General features: G+C 71.5%; 18 protein-coding genes. 8 read left to right on the plus strand and 10 right to left on the minus strand.

Annotation, left to right across the window (positions count from 1 at the left end; translation table 11 throughout):
• Positions 1 to 38 precede the first annotated feature (38 nt).
• Together ABTZ54_RS09500 and ABTZ54_RS09505 are read right to left on the minus strand one after the other, a co-directional pair.
• Positions 39 to 1412, minus strand: a complete 1374-nt coding sequence (locus tag ABTZ54_RS09500; protein WP_351659089.1) for an FAD-dependent oxidoreductase — start codon at positions 1410 to 1412, stop codon at positions 39 to 41.
• A 134-nt stretch (positions 1413 to 1546) separates the two neighbouring features.
• The gene (locus tag ABTZ54_RS09505; RefSeq protein ID WP_351659091.1) at positions 1547 to 2380 is read right to left on the minus strand and encodes a hypothetical protein; all 834 of its coding nucleotides are present in this window, start codon (positions 2378 to 2380) and stop codon (positions 1547 to 1549) included.
• Positions 2381 to 3025: 645 nt separating this feature from the next.
• On the opposite strand from ABTZ54_RS09505, the gene ABTZ54_RS09510 reads away from it, so the two are divergent.
• The 6 genes from ABTZ54_RS09510 to ABTZ54_RS09535 all read left to right on the plus strand — a co-directional run bounded on the left by ABTZ54_RS09510 (position 3026) and on the right by ABTZ54_RS09535 (position 7469).
• Positions 3026 to 3619, plus strand: coding sequence for a hypothetical protein (locus ABTZ54_RS09510; protein ID WP_351659094.1), 594 nt, complete (start codon positions 3026 to 3028; stop codon positions 3617 to 3619).
• Between the two features lie 586 nt (positions 3620 to 4205).
• Complete coding sequence (locus tag ABTZ54_RS09515; RefSeq protein WP_351659096.1) at positions 4206 to 4772, plus strand: DUF1707 SHOCT-like domain-containing protein; 567 nt, start codon at positions 4206 to 4208, stop codon at positions 4770 to 4772.
• 75 nt (positions 4773 to 4847) lie between these two features.
• The gene (locus tag ABTZ54_RS09520; RefSeq protein ID WP_351659099.1) at positions 4848 to 5312 is read left to right on the plus strand and encodes a pyridoxamine 5'-phosphate oxidase family protein; all 465 of its coding nucleotides are present in this window, start codon (positions 4848 to 4850) and stop codon (positions 5310 to 5312) included.
• Positions 5313 to 5350: 38 nt separating this feature from the next.
• Positions 5351 to 6100: a DNA repair protein RecO gene (recO, locus tag ABTZ54_RS09525; RefSeq protein ID WP_351659102.1), complete on the plus strand. Its 750-nt coding sequence runs from the start codon at positions 5351 to 5353 to the stop codon at positions 6098 to 6100.
• 13 nt (positions 6101 to 6113) lie between these two features.
• Entirely contained in the window at positions 6114 to 6938 is an 825-nt protein-coding gene (locus ABTZ54_RS09530) for an isoprenyl transferase (RefSeq protein ID WP_351659105.1), read from the plus strand.
• 15 nt (positions 6939 to 6953) lie between these two features.
• The gene (locus ABTZ54_RS09535) at positions 6954 to 7469 is read left to right on the plus strand and encodes a YcxB family protein (RefSeq protein ID WP_351659108.1); all 516 of its coding nucleotides are present in this window, start codon (positions 6954 to 6956) and stop codon (positions 7467 to 7469) included.
• 59 nt (positions 7470 to 7528) lie between these two features.
• Here ABTZ54_RS09535 and ABTZ54_RS09540 read toward each other — a convergent pair whose 3' ends face one another.
• From ABTZ54_RS09540 to ABTZ54_RS09555, 4 genes are all read right to left on the minus strand, one after another.
• Entirely contained in the window at positions 7529 to 7939 is a 411-nt protein-coding gene (locus ABTZ54_RS09540; RefSeq protein ID WP_046905672.1) for a Fur family transcriptional regulator, read from the minus strand.
• A 71-nt stretch (positions 7940 to 8010) separates the two neighbouring features.
• On the minus strand, positions 8011 to 8904 hold the full coding sequence (locus ABTZ54_RS09545) for a metal ABC transporter permease (protein ID WP_351659111.1): 894 nt from the start codon (positions 8902 to 8904) through the stop codon (positions 8011 to 8013).
• An 11-nt stretch (positions 8905 to 8915) separates the two neighbouring features.
• The gene (locus ABTZ54_RS09550) at positions 8916 to 9704 is read right to left on the minus strand and encodes a metal ABC transporter ATP-binding protein (protein ID WP_351659114.1); all 789 of its coding nucleotides are present in this window, start codon (positions 9702 to 9704) and stop codon (positions 8916 to 8918) included.
• Between the two features lie 35 nt (positions 9705 to 9739).
• Positions 9740 to 10723, minus strand: coding sequence for a metal ABC transporter substrate-binding protein (locus ABTZ54_RS09555; protein ID WP_351659117.1), 984 nt, complete (start codon positions 10721 to 10723; stop codon positions 9740 to 9742).
• Between the two features lie 165 nt (positions 10724 to 10888).
• Between ABTZ54_RS09555 and ABTZ54_RS09560 the strand changes: the two genes are divergently transcribed.
• A complete protein-coding gene (locus ABTZ54_RS09560; protein ID WP_351659120.1) occupies positions 10889 to 12268 on the plus strand; it encodes a glycine--tRNA ligase in 1380 nt (459 codons plus the stop codon).
• A 100-nt stretch (positions 12269 to 12368) separates the two neighbouring features.
• Here ABTZ54_RS09560 and ABTZ54_RS09565 read toward each other — a convergent pair whose 3' ends face one another.
• The 3 genes from ABTZ54_RS09565 to ABTZ54_RS09575 all read right to left on the minus strand — a co-directional run bounded on the left by ABTZ54_RS09565 (position 12369) and on the right by ABTZ54_RS09575 (position 15527).
• Positions 12369 to 12956, minus strand: a complete 588-nt coding sequence (locus ABTZ54_RS09565) for a TetR/AcrR family transcriptional regulator (RefSeq protein ID WP_351659123.1) — start codon at positions 12954 to 12956, stop codon at positions 12369 to 12371.
• A 17-nt stretch (positions 12957 to 12973) separates the two neighbouring features.
• Positions 12974 to 14014, minus strand: a complete 1041-nt coding sequence (locus ABTZ54_RS09570) for an aldo/keto reductase (RefSeq protein WP_351659126.1) — start codon at positions 14012 to 14014, stop codon at positions 12974 to 12976.
• 61 nt (positions 14015 to 14075) lie between these two features.
• Complete coding sequence (locus ABTZ54_RS09575; protein WP_502997209.1) at positions 14076 to 15527, minus strand: MFS transporter; 1452 nt, start codon at positions 15525 to 15527, stop codon at positions 14076 to 14078.
• Positions 15528 to 15628: 101 nt separating this feature from the next.
• On the opposite strand from ABTZ54_RS09575, the gene ABTZ54_RS09580 reads away from it, so the two are divergent.
• Positions 15629 to 16627, plus strand: coding sequence for an MmyB family transcriptional regulator (locus tag ABTZ54_RS09580; RefSeq protein ID WP_351659129.1), 999 nt, complete (start codon positions 15629 to 15631; stop codon positions 16625 to 16627).
• Here ABTZ54_RS09580 and ABTZ54_RS09585 read toward each other — a convergent pair.
• A complete protein-coding gene (locus ABTZ54_RS09585) occupies positions 16582 to 18078 on the minus strand; it encodes an MFS transporter (RefSeq protein ID WP_351659131.1) in 1497 nt (498 codons plus the stop codon). The genes ABTZ54_RS09580 and ABTZ54_RS09585 overlap by 46 nt on opposite strands.
• Positions 18079 to 18114: the final 36 nt, after the last annotated feature.

Consider the following 18114-nt stretch of genomic DNA (forward strand, 5'->3'; position numbering starts at 1 on the left):
CTTTCAGCGTAGGACGGGGGGGCGCGGAGGGGTGCGGGTCAGCCCAGGTCGACGCCGCTGGCGCGCAGCATCTCGTCCCGCTCGACGATCTTCACGCGCTCGCGGCCCTGCGGCTCGCCGAGCGCCTTCTCGGCGGCGTCGAGCGCGTACCAGCCCTCCCAGGTGGTGTACGCGATGCCCTTGCCCTCCAGGAAGGACACGACCGCGTCCTCCTGCGGGGACTCGGGGGAGAGGAGCCGCCCGTTGGCGTGGTCGTCGAGGAGGTTGGCGACCGTCTCGTTGGCGTCGCCCTTGGTGTGGCCGATGAGGCCGACGGGGCCGCGCCGGATCCAGCCGGTGACGTACGTGGAGGGCAGGTGGGCGCCGCTCTCCTCGACGACCCGGCCGCCCGCGTCCGGGACGGTGCCGCTGGCGGCGTCCCAGGGCAGCTTGGGCAGCTCGTCGGAGAGGTAGCCGACGGCGCGGTAGACGGCCTGGACGTCCCAGTCGGTGGTCTGGCCGGTGCTCTTCACGTTGCCGGTGCCGTCGAGCTCGGTGCGCTCGGTGCGCAGGCCGACGACCTTGCCGTCCTCGCCGAGGATCTCGGAGGGCGACTCGAAGAAGTGCAGGAAGAGCTTGTGCGGGCGGTCGCCGATGTCGCGGATCGCCCAGTTCTCCAGGGTCTTGGCGACCATGTCGGTCTGCTTGTTCTTGCGCCGCTCGGCGATGGAGCCCTCGTCGTAGTCGATGTCCTCGGGGTTGACGATGACCTCGATGGTGGGCGAGTGATCGAGCTCGCGCAGCTCCATGGGGCTGAACTTGGCCTGGGCGGGGCCGCGGCGGCCGAAGACGTGGATCTCCAGGGCCTTGTTGGCCTTGAGGCCGTCGTAGACGTTCGCGGGGATCTCGGTGGGCAGGAGCTCGTCGGCGGTCTTGGCGAGGACGCGGGCGACGTCGAGCGCCACGTTGCCGACACCGAGGACGGCGACCTTCTCGGCCTCCAGCGGCCAGGTGCGCGGGACGTCCGGGTGCCCGTCGTACCAGGAGACGAAGTCGGCGGCGCCGTACGAACCGTCGAGCTCGATGCCCGGGATGTTCAGGGCGCGGTCGGCGGTGGCGCCGGTGGAGAAGATCACGGCGTCGTAGAAGGCGTGCAGGTCGTCGAGGTGCACGTCGGTGCCGTAGTCGACGTTGCCGAAGAGGCGGATCTGCGGCTTGTCGAGGACCTGGTGGAGGGCGGTGATGATGCCCTTGATGCGGGGGTGGTCGGGCGCGACGCCGTAGCGGATCAGGCCGAACGGGGCGGGCATCCGCTCGAAGAGGTCGATGGACACACCCGGCTCGGTGGCGGCCTCGGACTTCAGCAGAGCGTCAGCGGCGTAGATTCCGGCGGGGCCGGCGCCGACGATCGCGACCCGGAGGGGGCGGGGCATGACGGGGTTCCCTTCGCAAGCGACATGGCGGCGAAGCCGCCGACACTTAGGTCACCCTAAATAACCCGTCGCGGGGAGTGGTACCCGCCCCCGGTCTATGGCCTCATAAGGCGGACTTATGGGTTCCATAAGTGTCAGTTCCATGCGGGCCCCTCGAAGACGCCGAGGAAGGCGCCGACCACCGAAACGACGACGCCGGCGGCGAAGAGCAGGCCGATGCCGAGGACGAGCAGCGCCATGCCGCTGCTCAGGATCCGCTGGGATCGAGTCCGGAGGGGCACGACGCGGCCCGGGTCCCGAGGGTCGTACACCGCCATGATGTTCCACGTCTCGGAGCTGCCCCGCACGGTGCGGATCAGGCCGCCGGGATCCGTGTACGCGTACGTGGCGCGCTGGTCCCGGAGCCGGATGGCGGAGGTCCGGACGCCGTGCCTCCGCAGGTACCACTCCTCGTACGGCTCGAACAGCAGCACCGTGCCGAACGCCGCGAACGGGATCGCGGTGACGGAGAACGGGATGATCGCGACCAGGGCGGCCGGATGCCCCGTGACGCCCACGAGGACGCACAGCGCGGCCGCGGCGAGCAGGGCGAACAGGGACCCTCGCTTCACCCGGCGGATCCAGTTCCGGTAACTCGGCTGGTAGAGACGCTCGCCCGTGACGAGACCCGCCCCGTCGACCGCCTCGGTCCGCTCCGGCAGAACCCTGTTCACGGCCTCGGCGAAGGCGAGCCCGGCGGCCTCGTCCACGTCCTGGACGTGGTGGACGTAGGTCGTGGCCGTCTCGGGCCCGCTAGTCAGCTTGATCGTGACGGTCCGTCCCTCGACGAGAACCCTGCTGATTGCCTTCAGCGGGATATGGGTCTCCTCGTGGGGGCGCCGTATGAGCAGCGCGTCGCCTTCGGGACGTACGACGGTGTCCTTGCCGCTGTGCAGGACGGGTATGGGGATCGGCGAAGTGGTCGGCATGGGCGTGATCGTATGGCTCGGCGTCAGCGCGGGGGAGGGGTACGGGTGGTGGGGGTCCTGGTGGGCTTCTGGTGCGGCCGCCCTCTTTCCGAGTGTGGCCGCCGGAGCCGGGCCGTCAAGGGCGCTCCCTGCGGTCGCGTCGCTCCGCGATTCCGCTGCGCTCCACCCTTGACGGCCCGACTCCGGCGGCCTTTTCACACTCGGAGGGCGGCCGGGGGCGGGGCCGCGCGACCTCTCCGGTTAGTGGCCGGGCGGGCGGGGCGGCGTGCGGGCCGGTGGGTGGGGAGGCCGGGTATCGGCCGTTCTCCGATGGCGGGGCGCGGGCCGGTGGGTGGGGGGCTGGGTTCGTAGCCGGGGCCGGTGGGCGGGTTTCCCTATGCTCGGGGTGCGCGGTTGTGGAATGGGGCGGCGGGGCTCGGCTCGGCGGCGGACGGCCGGTGGGGGCCTGGGCCTCATGCCCCGCTGGTCAATGCCTTCGCGCGTGGGGAGGGTTGGTGGTCGCCTCTCCTGTCACACGAGTGCCGGTCTGCCTCATCGAGGAGCGGGAGATGGGACTTTGCATCGCGTCTCGGTCGGCTCGGTAGGCTGGCTCGTCGCTAAGTCATTCGATGCCGGAACTACTTGCTTGCACTGCGGGAGTCACCCTTGAAGAGATGGACGGCCTGTGCGGCGGTCGCCGTGGGTGTGACCGGACTGGCGGTCGACGGGATTCGAAGGCTGATCGAGCTCCGACGCCTCCGGGCCGACCCCGACCTGGAGCCCGCTTTGCCCCTGCGGACAGGCATCACACGCACGACATCGCTCCTTCTGGCGAGCGCGCTCTTGGCCGTGTCGCTCACCGGCTGCGCGCTGCTGGATCTCGCCCGGACCTGCGAGGGGACCGACGCCCGGGTAGCGGAGCTGGCGGCGCTCGACATTCTCGACTCCCGGCCCGACGAAGCCGCCGTCGCGCGGGGCTTCGAGAAGGTCGACGCCGGCTGCTGGGCGGACAGCGGCGATGTCGTGGTGTACGCCGGGCGGACATACGCCTTCCCTGGCACGCGGGACGAAGTGGCCACGCATTACCGGACGGTGGCGCTTCGGGATGGGTGGAGTCCGGGCCGCGAGGCCTCGCCCTCCGACGACCTGTGCTTCACCAAAGACGCCATGAGCCTGCAAGTCGTCTTCCCCACCGCCGGTGCCGGTTACTCGATCAACGTGGACTCGTACGTGAACAGCGGCGCAGTGTCTGGGTGCTAAGTCCGTGCCCGAGCGATGCGTGGCCCCATTCCTCACCTCTCCTGTCACACGAGTCCCCGTTCGTCCCATCTCGGCTCGCGAGATCGGACTTTGCACCCCGAACCCATCAGAGTGACCAGCGGGGCATGAGGCCCGGTCACCCACCGGCCGTTCGCCGCTGAGCCGTGCCCCGCCGCCCCATTCCACTGCCGCGCACCCCGAGCCGAGGGAAGCCCGCCCACCGGCCCCGGCCACAAACCCAGCCCCCACCCACTCACCCGACGGACATCGCACCAACCCCGGCCGATACCCGGCCTCCCCACCCACCGGCCCGCACGCCGCCAGCCGGGCCCGGCCACTCCCCTCCTCGTCCGCGCGGCCCCGCCCCCGGCCGCCCTCCGAGAGGTCTTTCGCGCCTGGAGCCGCCGGGTCAAGGGTGGCCGTAGGCCATCGCGCAGCGACGCGACCGTAGGGAGCGCCCTTGACGCGGTGGTGGAAGGTGCGACTCTCGGAAAGAGGGCGGCCGCACCAGAAGCCCACCCGACCTCCCACCACGAGCACCACCACCCCCTCCGCACCCGCCGCCTACCTTCCAAGGGTTGACCACATGACGCAGCACGACCTCGACATCCTCGCCTCCGACCAGGAGCGGTACGCCGCCGAGGAGCGGCTGCGGTTCGCCGTCGAGGTTGGGCGGCTTCCGCTCGAACAGCTCGCGTCCCGCCTCGACGAGGTGCATGCCTCGCGCACCCGTGGCGACCTCGAAGTCGCCTGCCGGGGGCTGCCCGCGCCCGGTCCCCGGGACGCCCTCGTCGTCGACCGGGCCCCCACCTCGGGGCGTTTCGTCGCGGGGATCTTCGGCGGCTTCCATCGCAAGGGGCAGTGGGTCGTGCCCCCGCGCATGACCTTCTGGTCCATGTGGGGCGGCGGCAAGGTGGATCTGACCGAGGCGCGTTTCAGCAGCCAGGAGACGCGGATCCGGGCCGTCGCCCTCTGGGGCGGCACCAAGATCTTCGTCCCGGAGGACGTCGAGGTCGACGTCCGCGGCTTCGGACTCTTCGGCGTCTTCGACAAGCGCGCCGCCCGCCGCACCGGCACGCCCGGCCGGCCCCGTGTGGTCATCAAGGGGCTCGCCCTCTTCGGCGCGGTCGTCACCCGGACCGGCAAGCACTGAGGCCCGGGTCCGCCTCCGGACCTAGGGCCTGCGCCTCATGCGTACCGCGCACCCCGCTGGCTAGGGTCGGCAGCCATGCAGCAAGCCACGGAGATCAGCCGCCGCGACCCGGCGGAACGCATTCGGGACACCCTCGGACGGCTCGGTTCGGAGCGTGACATCTGGGTGTCGACGTCCCACCCCGACCACGGCCCGCATCAGGTGCCCCTGTGGTTCCTCTGGGACGGGCACGCGGTGTGGCTGTGCACCGGCGCGGGCTCCGCGACCGTACGCAACGCGCGTGAGGAACCGCGCGTACGGCTGGCCCTGCCGGACGCCCTCGATGTCGTACTGCTCCAAGGGGAGGCGACGTGCTACCCGGCGGCGGAGGTCCCGGAGGCCGCCGCGGACGCCTTCGCGGGCAAGTTCGGCTGGGATCCGCGACGGGAGGAGGGCCCGTACGCGTATCTGCGCGTGGTGCCGCGTACCGTGCGCGCCTGGCGCGGAGAACCGGAGCTCCGGGGCCGGGTCGTGATGCGCGAGGGGGCCTGGGTGGGCTAGCGGCCCGGGGCGCTCTCCCCGTACGGGAGAATGGCCTCATGAGTCTGTTCCGCGACGACGGCATCGTGCTGCGCACCCAGAAGCTGGGTGAAGCGGACCGCATCATCACGCTGCTCACGCGGGGGCACGGGCGGGTGCGTGCCGTCGCGCGCGGGGTGCGGCGGACCAAGTCGAAGTTCGGGGCGCGGCTCGAACCGTTCTCGCACGTGGACGTGCAGTTCTTCGCTCGGGGGAGTGAGCTGATCGGGCGCGGGCTGCCGCTGTGCACGCAGAGCGAGACGATCGCCGCGTACGGCAGCGGGATCGTGACGGACTACGCCCGGTACACCGCGGGGACCGCCATGCTGGAGACGGCGGAACGGTTCACCGATCATGAGGGCGAGCCGGCCGTGCAGCAGTATCTGCTGCTCGTGGGCGGGCTGCGGACCCTGGCGCGGGGGGAGCACGCGCCGCATCTGATCCTCGACGCCTTTCTGCTGCGCTCGCTCGCGGTGAACGGGTACGCGCCCAGTTTCGACGACTGTGCGAAATGCGGACTTGCCGGGCCCAACCGGTTCTTTTCGGTCGGTGCGGGCGGAGTCATATGCGGCGACTGCCGGGTGCCCGGAAGCGTCGTACCCTCTGCGGAGGCCGTAGGCCTGCTCAGCGCGCTGCTCACCGGCGACTGGGCGACGGCGGACGCGTGCGAACCGCGTCACGTCAGGGAGGGCAGCGGCCTCGTGTCGGCCTATCTGCACTGGCACCTGGAGCGCGGGCTGCGCTCGTTGCGGTACGTAGAGAAGAGCTAGGAGAACCATCGCCATGGCCATCGCACGACTTCTCGGGCGCCAGCGCCGGGAGTACGCCACCCCCGAGCCGCACCCGTCCGGCGCCCGCCCGCCGAAGCTCCAGCCGGAGCTCGTGCCCGAGCATGTCGCGATCGTCATGGACGGCAACGGCCGCTGGGCCAAGGAGCGCGGGCTGCCGCGCACCGAGGGGCACAAGGTCGGCGCCGAGCAGGTGCTCGATGTGCTCCAGGGCGCGATCGAGATGGGCGTCGGATCCATTTCGCTGTACGCCTTCTCCACGGAGAACTGGAAGCGCTCGCCCGAGGAGGTGCGCTTCCTCATGAACTTCAACCGCGACTTCATCCGCAAGTCCCGCGACCAGCTCGACTCCCTCGGCGTACGCGTGCGCTGGGTGGGGCGGATGCCCAAGCTGTGGAAGTCGGTGGCCAAGGAGCTCCAGGTCGCGCAGGAGCAGACCAAGGACAACACCAAGCTCACGCTGTACTTCTGCATGAACTACGGCGGGCGGGCGGAGCTCACGGACGCGGCGCAGGCGATGGCCGAGGACGTCCGGGCGGGGCGGCTCGACCCCGCGAAGATCACCGAGAAGACGATCCAGAAGTACCTGTACTACCCGGACATGCCGGACGTCGACCTCTTCCTCCGCCCCAGCGGCGAGCAGCGCACCTCCAACTACCTGATCTGGCAGAGCGCGTACGCCGAGATGGTCTTCCAGGACGTGCTGTGGCCCGACTTCGACCGCCGCGACCTGTGGCGGGCCTGTGTCGAGTTCGCCCAGCGCGACCGGCGCTTCGGCGGCGTGGACCCGGCGGACCTCGCGGTCCTCGACAAGGGCTGAGCGGGGATCCGGGACATGGTGGAGCTGGTCTACACGCCTACGCGTGACGATGTCTTCGACGCCGTACGCGTCCAGATGCGGTTCGGGACGTTCCGGCGGGCGCGGGTGCTGATGCGGATCACCACCGGTCTCGCGGCCGTGGCGCTCGCCGTGCTGTTCTTCCTCGCGCCGGGTGAGCCTCCGGTGGGCGGGATGGTCTTCCTGGCGGCGCTCGGTCTGATGGGCCTCGTCCTGGTGCCGCTCATGCCCCGGCTCACCGCCCGGCAGCTCTTCCCGCTGATCGAGCGGCAGGGCGAGCACCAGGCCCGGGTCGAGGAGGACGGGGTCCGCTGGACGAGCCGGGACAGCGAGGTCGTGGGCCGGTGGCAGCTCTTCTCGCGGTACGCCGAGACGCCGGACCAGTTCGTGCTGCTCTCGGCCGACAAGGGCCGGGTCGGGGTCGCCTTCCTGCCCAAGCGCGGGCTCGCCGACGCCGGTGACGCCGACCGGCTCCGCGAGGTCCTGGACCGGAACATCACCCGGATCCGCTGACGTCCGTACGAAGAGGCCCGCACCGGGTGTTCCCGGTGCGGGCCTCCTCGTATGTCAGGTCACTTCGCCGCGCACTCCGCGCAGGTGCCGAAGATCTCCACCGTGTGCGCCACGTTCACGAAGCCGTGCTCGGCGGCGATCGTCTCCGCCCACTGCTCCACGGCCGGGCCCTCCACCTCCACGGCCTTGCCGCAGACGCGGCAGACCAGGTGATGGTGGTGGTCGCCGGTCGAACAGCGCCGGTAGACCGTCTCGCCGTCGCTGGTGCGCAGCGCGTCCACCTCGCCCGCGTCCGCGAGGGACTGGAGCGTGCGGTAGACGGTGGTGAGGCCGACGGAGTCGCCGCGGTGCTTGAGCATGTCGTGCAGCTCCTGCGCGCTGCGGAACTCGTCCACCTCGTTCAGCGCCGCCGACACGGCGGCCCGCTGCTTGGTCGAGCGGCCTCGTACGGGGGGTCCTGCCGTCACCACGGGGGCCTCCTTGAATCTTGTCTGCCCCCGCCATTCTGCCAGCCCCCCGCCCCCCTGGGCCCGGACCGGGCTCAGACCTTCACGTCGTCCGTGGGACGCCTGGTGCCGGGGAGCTCCGCGTCGCAGCCGTGCGCGGCGGTCTCGGCGGCCCGGGCGCGGCGCCGGGCGAGCGGGGTCGCGAGAAGGGTCAGGGCGATGAAGACCCCGATCGCGAGGAGCACGATCGTCGCGCCGGGCGGCACGTCCTGGTAGTACGAGGTGACCGTGCCGGTCAGGGTGACGCCGGTGCCGATGACCACGGCGAGCACGAAGGTCGTACGGAAGGACCGGGACAGCTGCTGGGCGGCGGCCACCGGGACCACCATCAGCGCGCTGACCAGGAGCAGGCCGACGACCCGCATGGCGACCGTGACGGTCACGGCGGCGGTGACCGCGATGAGCAGGTTGAGGAACCGCACCGGCAGGCCGGTGACGCGGGCGAACTCCTCGTCCTGGCTGACCGCGAAGAGCTGGCGGCGCAGGCCGACGGTGACGAGGACGACGAAGGCGGCCAGGATGCCGATGGCCGTGACGTCCTCGGCGGAGACCGTCGAGAGGGAGCCGAACAGGAACGAGTTGAGGTTGGCGTTGGAGCCGGTCGGCGAGAGGTTGATCAGGAGCACGCCGCCGGCCATGCCGCCGTAGAAGAGCAGGGCGAGGGCGAGGTCGCCGCGGGTCTTGCCGTACGCGCGGATCAGCTCCATCGCGACGGCGCCGACGACGGCGACGGCGGTGGCCATCCACACGGGGCTGGTGTTCAGCAGGAAGCCGAGGCCGACGCCGGTCATGGCGACATGGCCGATGCCGTCGCCCATCAGCGCCTGGCGCCGCTGGACGAGGTAGATGCCGACGGCGGGCGCGGTGATGCCGACGAGGACGGCCGCGATGAGCGCGCGCTGCATGAAGGCGAGCTGGAGGAATTCCATGGGGGCCGTCCTCAGGTCAGCAGACCGGTACGGAGCGGCTCGTCGGCCGCGTGCGGGTGGACGTGGTCGTGGCCGGGCAGCGCGTGCTGGCCGACGGCCTGCGGGGGCGGGCCGTCGTGGACGACGCAGCCGTCGCGCAGGACGACCGCGCGGTCGATCAGCGGCTCAAGAGGGCCGAGCTCGTGCAGGACGAGGAGGACGGAGGTGCCGCCGGCGACCTGCTCGCGCAGGGTCGCGGCGAGGATCTCCTGGCTGGCCAGGTCGACGCCGGCCATCGGCTCGTCCATGATCAGCAGCTCGGGCTCGGAGGCGAGCGCGCGGGCGATGAGCACCCGCTGGTGCTGGCCGCCGGAGAGCGCGGCGACGGAGTCCTTGGCGCGGTCGGCGAGGCCGACGAGGGCGATGGCCCGGTCGACGGCGGCCCGGTCGGCCCTGGTGGTCAGGCCGAAGCGGCGGCGGGAGAGCCGGCCGGAGGCGACGACCTCGCGGATGGTGGCGGGCACGCCGCTGGCGGCGGTGGTGCGCTGCGGCACGTAGCCGACGCGCGCCCAGTCGCGGAACCGCTTCTGCTCGGTGCCGAACAGCTCGATGCTGCCACCGGTCAGCGGCACCTGGCCGATGACGGAGCGGACGGCGGTGGACTTGCCGGAGCCGTTGGCGCCGAGCAGGGCGACGACCTCACCGCGCTGGACGGTGAGGTCGACGCCGCGCAGGACGGGGCGCGAGCCGAGGGCCGCGGTGGCTCCGCGGACGGAGATGACGGGTCCGTCGTGCACGGCTGCGCTCACGGGTGCGCTCACGGGTGCCTCCTGCTGCTTTCCCTGCTGGGTGGGTGTCACTTCGCGCCGAGGGCCTTCTGCAGCGCGGCGAGGTTGGACCGCATGACCTCGATGTAGTCAGCGCCCTTGGACTTGTCCGTGATTCCCTCCAGCGGGTCGAGGACATCGGTGGTGAGGCCGGTGTCCTTCGCGAGGGTCTTGGCGGTCTTGTCGCTGGCGAGGGTCTCGAAGAAGACGGTGGAGACCTTGTCCTTCTTCGCGATGTCCTGGAGTTCCTTGACGCGGGCGGGGCTCGGCTCGGACTCGGGGTCGATGCCGGTGATGCCCTCCTGCTCCAGGCCGTAGCGCTCGGCGAGGTAGCCGAAGGCGGAGTGGGTGGTGATGAAGGTCTTGGTGGTGGTGTCCTTGAGGCCGGTCTCGAACGAGGTGTTCAGCTCGTCCAGCTTCTTCACCAGGGCGTCGGTGTTCTTCTTGTAGTCGGCGGCGTGGTCCGGGTCGGCCTTCTCGAAGGCGGCGCCCACGCCCTTGGCGACCTCGGCGTACTTCACGGGGTCGAGCCAGATGTGCGGGTCGGCGCCGGCCTCGGACGCGTGGTCGTGGCCGGCCTCCTCGGAGGCGGTGCCGTGGTCGTGGCCCGCGTGGCCGCCGACCTCGGTGCCGTGCTCCTCCAGCTTGGTGAGGGTGGCCGCGTCGACGGTGTTCTTGACGCCGGCCTGGGCGATGGCGTCGTCGACGGCGGGCTGGATGCCCTTGAGGTAGAGGACGACGTCGGCCTCGCCGAGCTCGCCGATCTGCTTCGGCTTGAGCTCCAGGTCGTGCGGCTCGACGCCGGGCTTGGTGAGGGTGTCGACGGCCACGTGGCCGCCGCCTATCTGCTCGGCCAGGTACTGCATGGGGTAGAACGACGCCACCACGTCCAGCTTGCCGCCGCTCCCCTTGCCGGCCGCGTCCGGGCTTCCGGAGCAGGCGGAGAGGGTGACGAGACCGAGGGTGACGGCTCCGGCGACGGCGGTGGCGGGTATCAGACGGCGTACGTTCATGACACTCATTTTCAACAAAAGTGGAAACGGTTGTCAATTGCCGAACGCTTCGTCCCGGTGTGTTCCCGCGCACTCCGGGACCAGGAGGAACCGATTTGATACGGGGGGTGCGGGCGCCGGTAACCTGAGGCATTCGCACTTCGTCGTCGTAATGAAGAGAGCACCGTGGCCGCCGACAAGATCGACACCATCGTCAGCCTGAGCAAGCGCCGTGGCTTCGTCTACCCGTGCAGCGAGATCTACGGTGGCCAGAAGGCCGCCTGGGACTACGGACCGCTGGGTGTCGAGCTCAAGGAGAACCTCAAGCGTCAGTGGTGGCGCTACATGGTCACCTCGCGCGAGGACGTCGTCGGTATCGACTCGTCCGTCATCCTGGCCACCGAGGTGTGGGAGGCGTCCGGTCACGTCGCCACCTTCACCGACCCGCTGACCGAGTGCACCTCCTGTCACAAGCGCTACCGCGCCGACCACCTGGAGGAGGCGTACGAGGAGAAGCACGGCCGCCTCCCCGAGAGCCTCACCGACCTCAACTGCCCCAACTGCGGCAACAAGGGCACCTTCACGGAGCCCAAGCAGTTCTCCGGCCTGCTTTCCACGCATCTCGGCCCGACCCAGGACACCGGCTCCGTCGCGTACCTGCGCCCCGAGACCGCCCAGGGCATCTTCACCAACTTCGCCCAGGTGCAGACCACCTCGCGCAAGAAGCCCCCGTTCGGCATCGCGCAGATGGGCAAGTCCTTCCGGAACGAGATCACTCCGGGCAACTTCATCTTCCGCACGCGCGAGTTCGAGCAGATGGAGATGGAGTTCTTCGTCAAGCCGGGCGAGGACGAGCAGTGGCAGGAATACTGGATGGAGCAGCGCTGGAACTGGTACACCGGCCTGGGTCTCCGTGAGGAGAACATGCGCTGGTTCGAGCACCCGGCGGAGAAGCTCTCCCACTACTCGAAGCGCACCGCCGACATCGAGTACCGCTTCTCCTTCGGCGGCAGCGAGTGGGGCGAGCTGGAGGGCGTCGCCAACCGCACCGACTACGACCTGAACGCCCACTCCAAGGCCTCCGGCGCCAACCTCACGTTCCTTGAGCAGGAGACGGGCGAGCGCTACACGCCGTACGTCATCGAGCCGGCGGCCGGTGTCGGCCGCGCCATGCTGGCCTTCCTGCTCGACGCGTACATCGAGGACGAGGCGCCGAACGCCAAGGGCGTCATGGAGAAGCGCACCGTGCTGCGCCTCGACCACCGCCTGGCCCCGGTCAAGGTCGCGGTCCTGCCGCTGTCCCGCAACCCGCAGCTCTCGCCGAAGGCCAAGGGCCTCGCGGCCGACCTGCGGCAGAACTGGAACATCGAGTTCGACGACGCCGGCGCCATCGGCCGCCGCTACCGTCGCCAGGACGAGATCGGCACCCCGTACTGCGTCACCGTCGACTTCGACACCCTCGACGACAACGCGGTGACCGTGCGCGAGCGCGACACGATGAAGCAGGAGCGCGTCTCCCTCGACCAGATCCAGAGCTACCTGGGCAGCCGTCTGCTCGGCTGCTGAGTCGGGTCACCCGTACGGGAAAGCCCCCGGTTCCGTCCTCGGAACCGGGGGCTTTCCCGTACGTACGTAGGGGGCGGCGGGTCGGTGGGGTCGGCGGGGGCTACGGGCGCAGGCCGCGCAGCAGCAGGCCGACCACCGACTCGAACTCGGACTCGATCGCGGGCCGCCGCCACTCCGGCGCGTAGGCCGGGTCGTGGAAGCGGGCGGTGGCGTGGAAGAGCGCGCGGGCCGTGGCCTCCGGGTCGGCGTCGGTGAACTCGGCCTCCCGGGCGCCCTCCTCGACGATCGAGCGGACCTGGTCGATCAGCGCCTCGACGTGCCGGTCGACCACGTCGCTGTTCTCGTCGATGAGCACGCCGTAGGTCGCGAACAGCTCCGGGTCCCCGCCCGCCTTGTGCCGCTTGGCCTCGAAGAGGGTCGCGAACCAGGAGTGCAGCTTCTCCGGCGCGGGCCGCCCGGGGGCGCCGGTCAGCTCGGCGAGGGCGACCTCGGTGCGCGAGAGCCAGCGCTCGGTGACCGCCTCGCGCAGCGCCGCCTTGGTGCGGAAGTGGCGGTAGACGCTGCCGTGGCTGACGCCGAGCACCCGGGCCACGTCCACGACGGTCGCCTTGGCGGGGCCGTAGCGGCGCAGCACCTCCTCGGTGGCTTCGAGGATGCGCTCTGCGGTCAGGGTTTCGGTGGCGGCCATGACACCGACACTACCGGTCAGTGCTCGCTGTCCAGGTGGGCCATCTGGGCCGCCGGATAGCGCTCGCCGGCCGCCGCGCCCGCCGGGACGGCCTCCTCGATCGCCGCCAGGTCGGCCGCGTCCAGCGTCACGTCCAGGGCGCCGAGCGCCTCGGCGAGCCGGTCCCGGCGACGGGCGCCGACCAGCGGGACGATGTCCCCGCCGTGCCGGGGCCCCTGGGCGAGGACCCAGGCGATGGCGGTCTGCGCGACCGTCACGCCCTTGGCCCCGGCGACCTCGCGGAGCCGGTCCACCAGGTCCAGGTTGCGCGTCAGGTTGTCGCCCTGGAAGCGGGGGGACATGCCGCGGAAGTCGCCGGCGCCGAGGGTGCGGTCCCGGGTGAAGTGGCCGCTGATCAGGCCTCGGGAGAGGACCCCGTAGGCCGTGACGCCGATGCCCAGCTCGCGGGCGGCGGGCAGGATCTTCTCCTCGATGCCGCGGGATATCAGCGAGTACTCGATCTGGAGGTCGGAGATCGGGGCGACGGCCGCCGCCCGGCGCAGGGTGTCGGCGCCGACTTCGGAGAGGCCGATGTGCCGCACATGGCCCGCCTCGACCAGCTCGGCGATGGCGCCGACGGTCTCCTCGATCGGCACGTCGGGGTCGACGCGGGCGATCCGGTAGATGTCGATGTGGTCGGTGCCGAGGCGCTGGAGCGAATACGCCGCGAAGTTCTTCACCGCGGCCGGGCGGCCGTCGTATCCGGAGAAGCCGCCCTCCACCGTGCGCAGGGCGCCGAACTTCACGCTGGTCAGGGCCTGCTCGCGGGCGGCCGCGGGGGCGGTGCGCAGGGCCTCGTTGATCAGCAGCTCGTTGTGCCCCATTCCGTAGAAGTCGCCGGTGTCCAGGAGGGTCACGCCGGCGTCGAGGGCGGCGTGGAGGGTCGCGATCGACTCGGCACGGTCGCTCTCGCCGTACAGCGCGGACATGCCCATGCAGCCGAGACCGAGGGCGGAGACCCGGGGGCCGGTGGTGCCGAGGGAGCGGGTGGGGAGAGGAGTGTGCGTCGTGTTCGTCATGGAACAACCATGGCATGTGCGATGACAGATTTCAATATCTGTCATTCCCTCTTCTTCTCGTTCACTCCATCGAGCGAGGCAGCCGCAGGCTCAGCAGCAGCGTCACCACCACCACACCCAGCTGCACCAGCAGCGTCGTGGTCAGCGCCGTGCCCATCTCGGCCGGCGAGGAGGCCAGCGACAGGAAGAGCGAACCGAGCGTCGCCACCCCCAGCGCCATCGCCGACTGCTGGGTCGTCACCATGACCCCGCTGCCCACGCCCGCCTGCTCGCCCGGCACCTCCGACAGCACCACCCGGAACAGCACCGGCAGCTGGAGCCCCTGGCCGAAGCCCGCGACCGCCATGCCCGGCAGCAGGTCCGCCACCGAGAGCTCCGACCAGCCGCGACCCACGGCCCAGGCGATCAGCCCGATGCCCACCGCCTGGAACACCGCGCCCACCGGGACGACCCGGGTGCCCCAGCGCCGTACCAGGCGTGGACCGGCCAGCGAGGCCGCGAAGAACGCCACCGCCATCGGCACCAGCGCCAGACCCGAGGTCACCGCGCCCATCGCGAGGCCCTGCTGGAGCGCCACCGCGACCACGAACATGAAGCCGCTGAAGCCGCCCGACAGCGGCAGCACCACCGCGAGCCCCCGGCGCAGCGAGACCAGACCGAGCAGCCTCGGCGGCACCAGCGGCGTCCGGCCCCGGCGGTCCGCCCGCAGCTCCACCCACCAGAACGCCCCCGCCGCGAACGGGAAGACGCCGAGCGCCAGCCAGGTCCACAGCGGCCAGCCCGCCGCCCGGCCCTCGGTCAGCGGGGCCAGCAGCGTGAGCAGGCTCAGCGCGAGCAGCAGCGTGCCCGGCACGTCCACCGGAGCGGGCCGGTCCGAGCGGGTCTCGGGGACGGCGCGGGCCGCCAGCAGCAGCCCGAGCAGCGCCACCGGCACGTTGACCAGGAAGATCGCCCGCCAGCCGCTGCCCGCGAGGTCGGCGGCGACCAGCACGCCGCCCAGGATCTGGCCGGCCACCATCGAGAGGCCCGCGGTCGCCCCGTACAGGCTCAGCGCCCTCGCGTGCCGGGCGCCCGACGTCGAGGAGTGAATGGTCGCCAGGACCTGCGGCAGCATCAGGGCCGCCGCGGCACCCTGTGCCACCCGGGCACCGACCAGCGTCCAGGCGTCCGGGGCGAGCCCGCAGGCGAGCGAGGTCAGGCCGAAGGCGCCCATCCCGGCGAGGAAGAGCCGACGGCGCCCGAACAGGTCGCCGAGCCGCCCGCCGAGTACGAGCAGCACCGCGTACGACAGGCCGTAGCCCGCGACGACCAGCTCCAGGAGGGCCGGTCCGGCGGCGAGGTCGTGGTCGATGGTCGGCAGGGCGACATTGACGATGAAGAAGTCGATCAAGGGCAGGGCGGCGCCGAGCAGCACCGTGAACAGGCCGAGCGTGCCGAGGGCCGGACGGGCCCGGCCTGCCGACGCGGCGGCGGTCCGGGCGGGAGTGCGGGGAGGAGGGGATGTCGTCGTCACGCGACCGACGATCGGCCCTCGCTCAGCCTGGTACCAGAGTCTCCTTATCCTGGTACAAGCACTACCTGGCAACGGGCTGAGCGCCCCGGCACCCTGGGAGCATGACAGTCATGACGGCCGCCGCGAGGAAACAGGCTCCGGAACCCGACATCCGGCGGCACGAGCTGGCCGGCTTCCTGCGCAGCCGCCGCGAACGCATCACGCCCGAGGAAGTCGGCCTCCCGCGCGGGCGCCGCCGTCGCACCCCGGGGCTGCGCCGGGAGGAGGTCGCCCAGCTCTCCGCCGTGGGCGTCACCTGGTACACGTGGCTGGAGCAGGCGCGGCCGATCCAGGTCTCCCCGCAGGTCCTCGACGCCCTCGCGGGCGCGCTGCTGCTCGACCCGACCGAGCGGGCCCATCTCTTCGCCCTCGCCGGACAGGCCGACCCGCACCCCGAGGCGCCCTGCCCGACCGTCACCCCGGCGCTGCGCCGACTGCTCGACCAGCTGGAGCCGGTGCCCGCCGCCGTCCAGAACAGCCGCTTCGACTTCCTCGCCCACAACCGCACCTTCGGGCGCCTCTTCTGCGACCTGGACGCCCTGCCCCGCGAGGACCGCAACAGCCTCTGGCTCGCCTTCACGAACGAGGAGTTCCGCGCCTCCGTCACCGATCTGCCGGACGTTCTGCGCATGCTCTCCGGCAAACTCCGCGCCTCCATGGCCGAGCATCTGGCCGAACCCGCCTGGACGGGGCTTGTCCGGCGGCTGGAGGAGGCGTCGCCCGAGTTCCGCGAGATCTGGGCCCGGCACGACGTGGTCGCCGCCGGGGGCCGCACCAAGTTCATCCGCAACGCGCACGTCGGACTGCTCAGGTTCGAGCACACCAACCTTTGGCTCGGCCCGACCGCGGGGCCCGCCCTCGTCACGTACGTCCCCGTGGACGACGAGACCCGGGCCGGGGTCGAACGCCTCCAGGAGCTCGTCCTCACGGAGGAGAAATCCGCCACCGCGCGGGAGCGGGTCGGGGCGGAAACCGGGGCCCAGGCCCCTAAGGATGCCCCTCAGGAAGGGGCCCCTCACGCCTCCTCGGCCCGGGAAGGCGCCGCCTTCGCCGGTGTCTGAGCGGCGGCGTCCTCCGCCGCGAGCCGCCGCGCCGTCCGCTCCGCCGTCCCGCGCGCCCACGCCCCGCTGGTCAGCGCCCCGGCCACCAGCACGCACAGCCCGCAGCCGGTGATGATCCAGTAGGCGGGCTTGCTCGCCGCCACGAAGCCGTCGAGCCCGGCCGAGGCCGTCGTGTGCGCGGCGGCGGCCAGCCCCGCGCTCAGCACCGCGCCCGCCACGGCGACCCCCAGCGTCTGGCCGATCTGGCGGCTGGTGGACGCCACCGCCGCGGCCACCCCGGCCTGCGCGCGGGGCATCCCGGACACCGCCGTGTTGGTGATGGGCGCGTTCACCATGCCGAAGCCGATGCCGAAGACCACGTAACCGGTGAACAGCAGCGGCGTGCTCCGCTCCGCGTCGAAGGCCGCGAAAAGCAGCGTGCCCGCCGCCATCGCCGCCCCCGAGACCAGCAGCGAGGGGCGCGGCCCGCGCGCCCCCACCAGGCGCCCGGACAGCGGGGCGAAGACGAAGGTCATCGCCGCCATGGGCAGCATGAAGAGCCCGGCACGCAGGGCCGAGAGGCCCCGGACGTCCTGGAGGTAGAGCGTGTTCAGGAAGAGGAAGCCGCCCAGCGCCGCGAAGGCGCAGACCGCGATCACCGTGGCCCCGCTGAACGGCGCGCTGCGGAAGAACCGCAGGTCGATCAGGGGCTCGCGGCGCCTCGGCTCGTAGACCAGGATCCCGATCAGGGCGCCCACCGCCACCCCCGCGAACAGCGGGCTGGTCTCGATGATCGCGTACGTGAGCGAGCCCAGCAGCAGCGTCACCAGGACCTGGCCCACCGGGTCCGGGCGCCGGGGCCGGGGCGCCCGGGACTCGGGGACGTACCGGAGGGTGAGGAGCAGCGCGGCCAGGCCGATGGGCAGGTTGACCCAGAAGATCGCCCGCCAGCCGACCGACTCCACGAGCAGGCCGCCGACCAGCGGGCCCGCCGCCATGGAGACGCCCACGACCGCGCCCCAGACGCCGATGGCCCGCGCGCGTTCGGCCGGATCGGTGAAGGTGTTGGTGATGATCGACATGGCGACCGGGTTGAGCATGGAGCCGCCCACCGCCTGCACCATGCGGAACGCGACCAGCGCCTCCAGGCTGGGCGCGAGCGAGCAGAGCAGCGAGCCGAGCACGAAGAGCACGAGTCCGGCGGTGAAGACCTTGCGGCGGCCGATCCGGTCGGCGGTGGAGCCGGAGAGCATGAGCAGCGAGGCGAGCACCAGGGTGTAGGCGTCGATCGTCCACTGGAGTCCGGAGACCGAGGCGTCCAGCTCGCGCTGCATGGAGGGGAGCGCCACATTGAGGGCCGTGTTGTCCAGGCTGACGATCAGCAGGCTCATGCAGCAGATCGCCAGGACCAGCAGCCGGCGGCGCCGGGGGAGCGGGGCAGCGGGGAGCCGCGGGGGTGTGAGCTCGGACATGTGCGGATAGTACGGCTGTCTAACGACCTCCGCAGT

Origin of the sequence: Streptomyces sp. NPDC094032, assembly GCF_040303965.1 — a bacterium.
GTDB lineage: Bacteria > Actinomycetota > Actinomycetes > Streptomycetales > Streptomycetaceae > Streptomyces.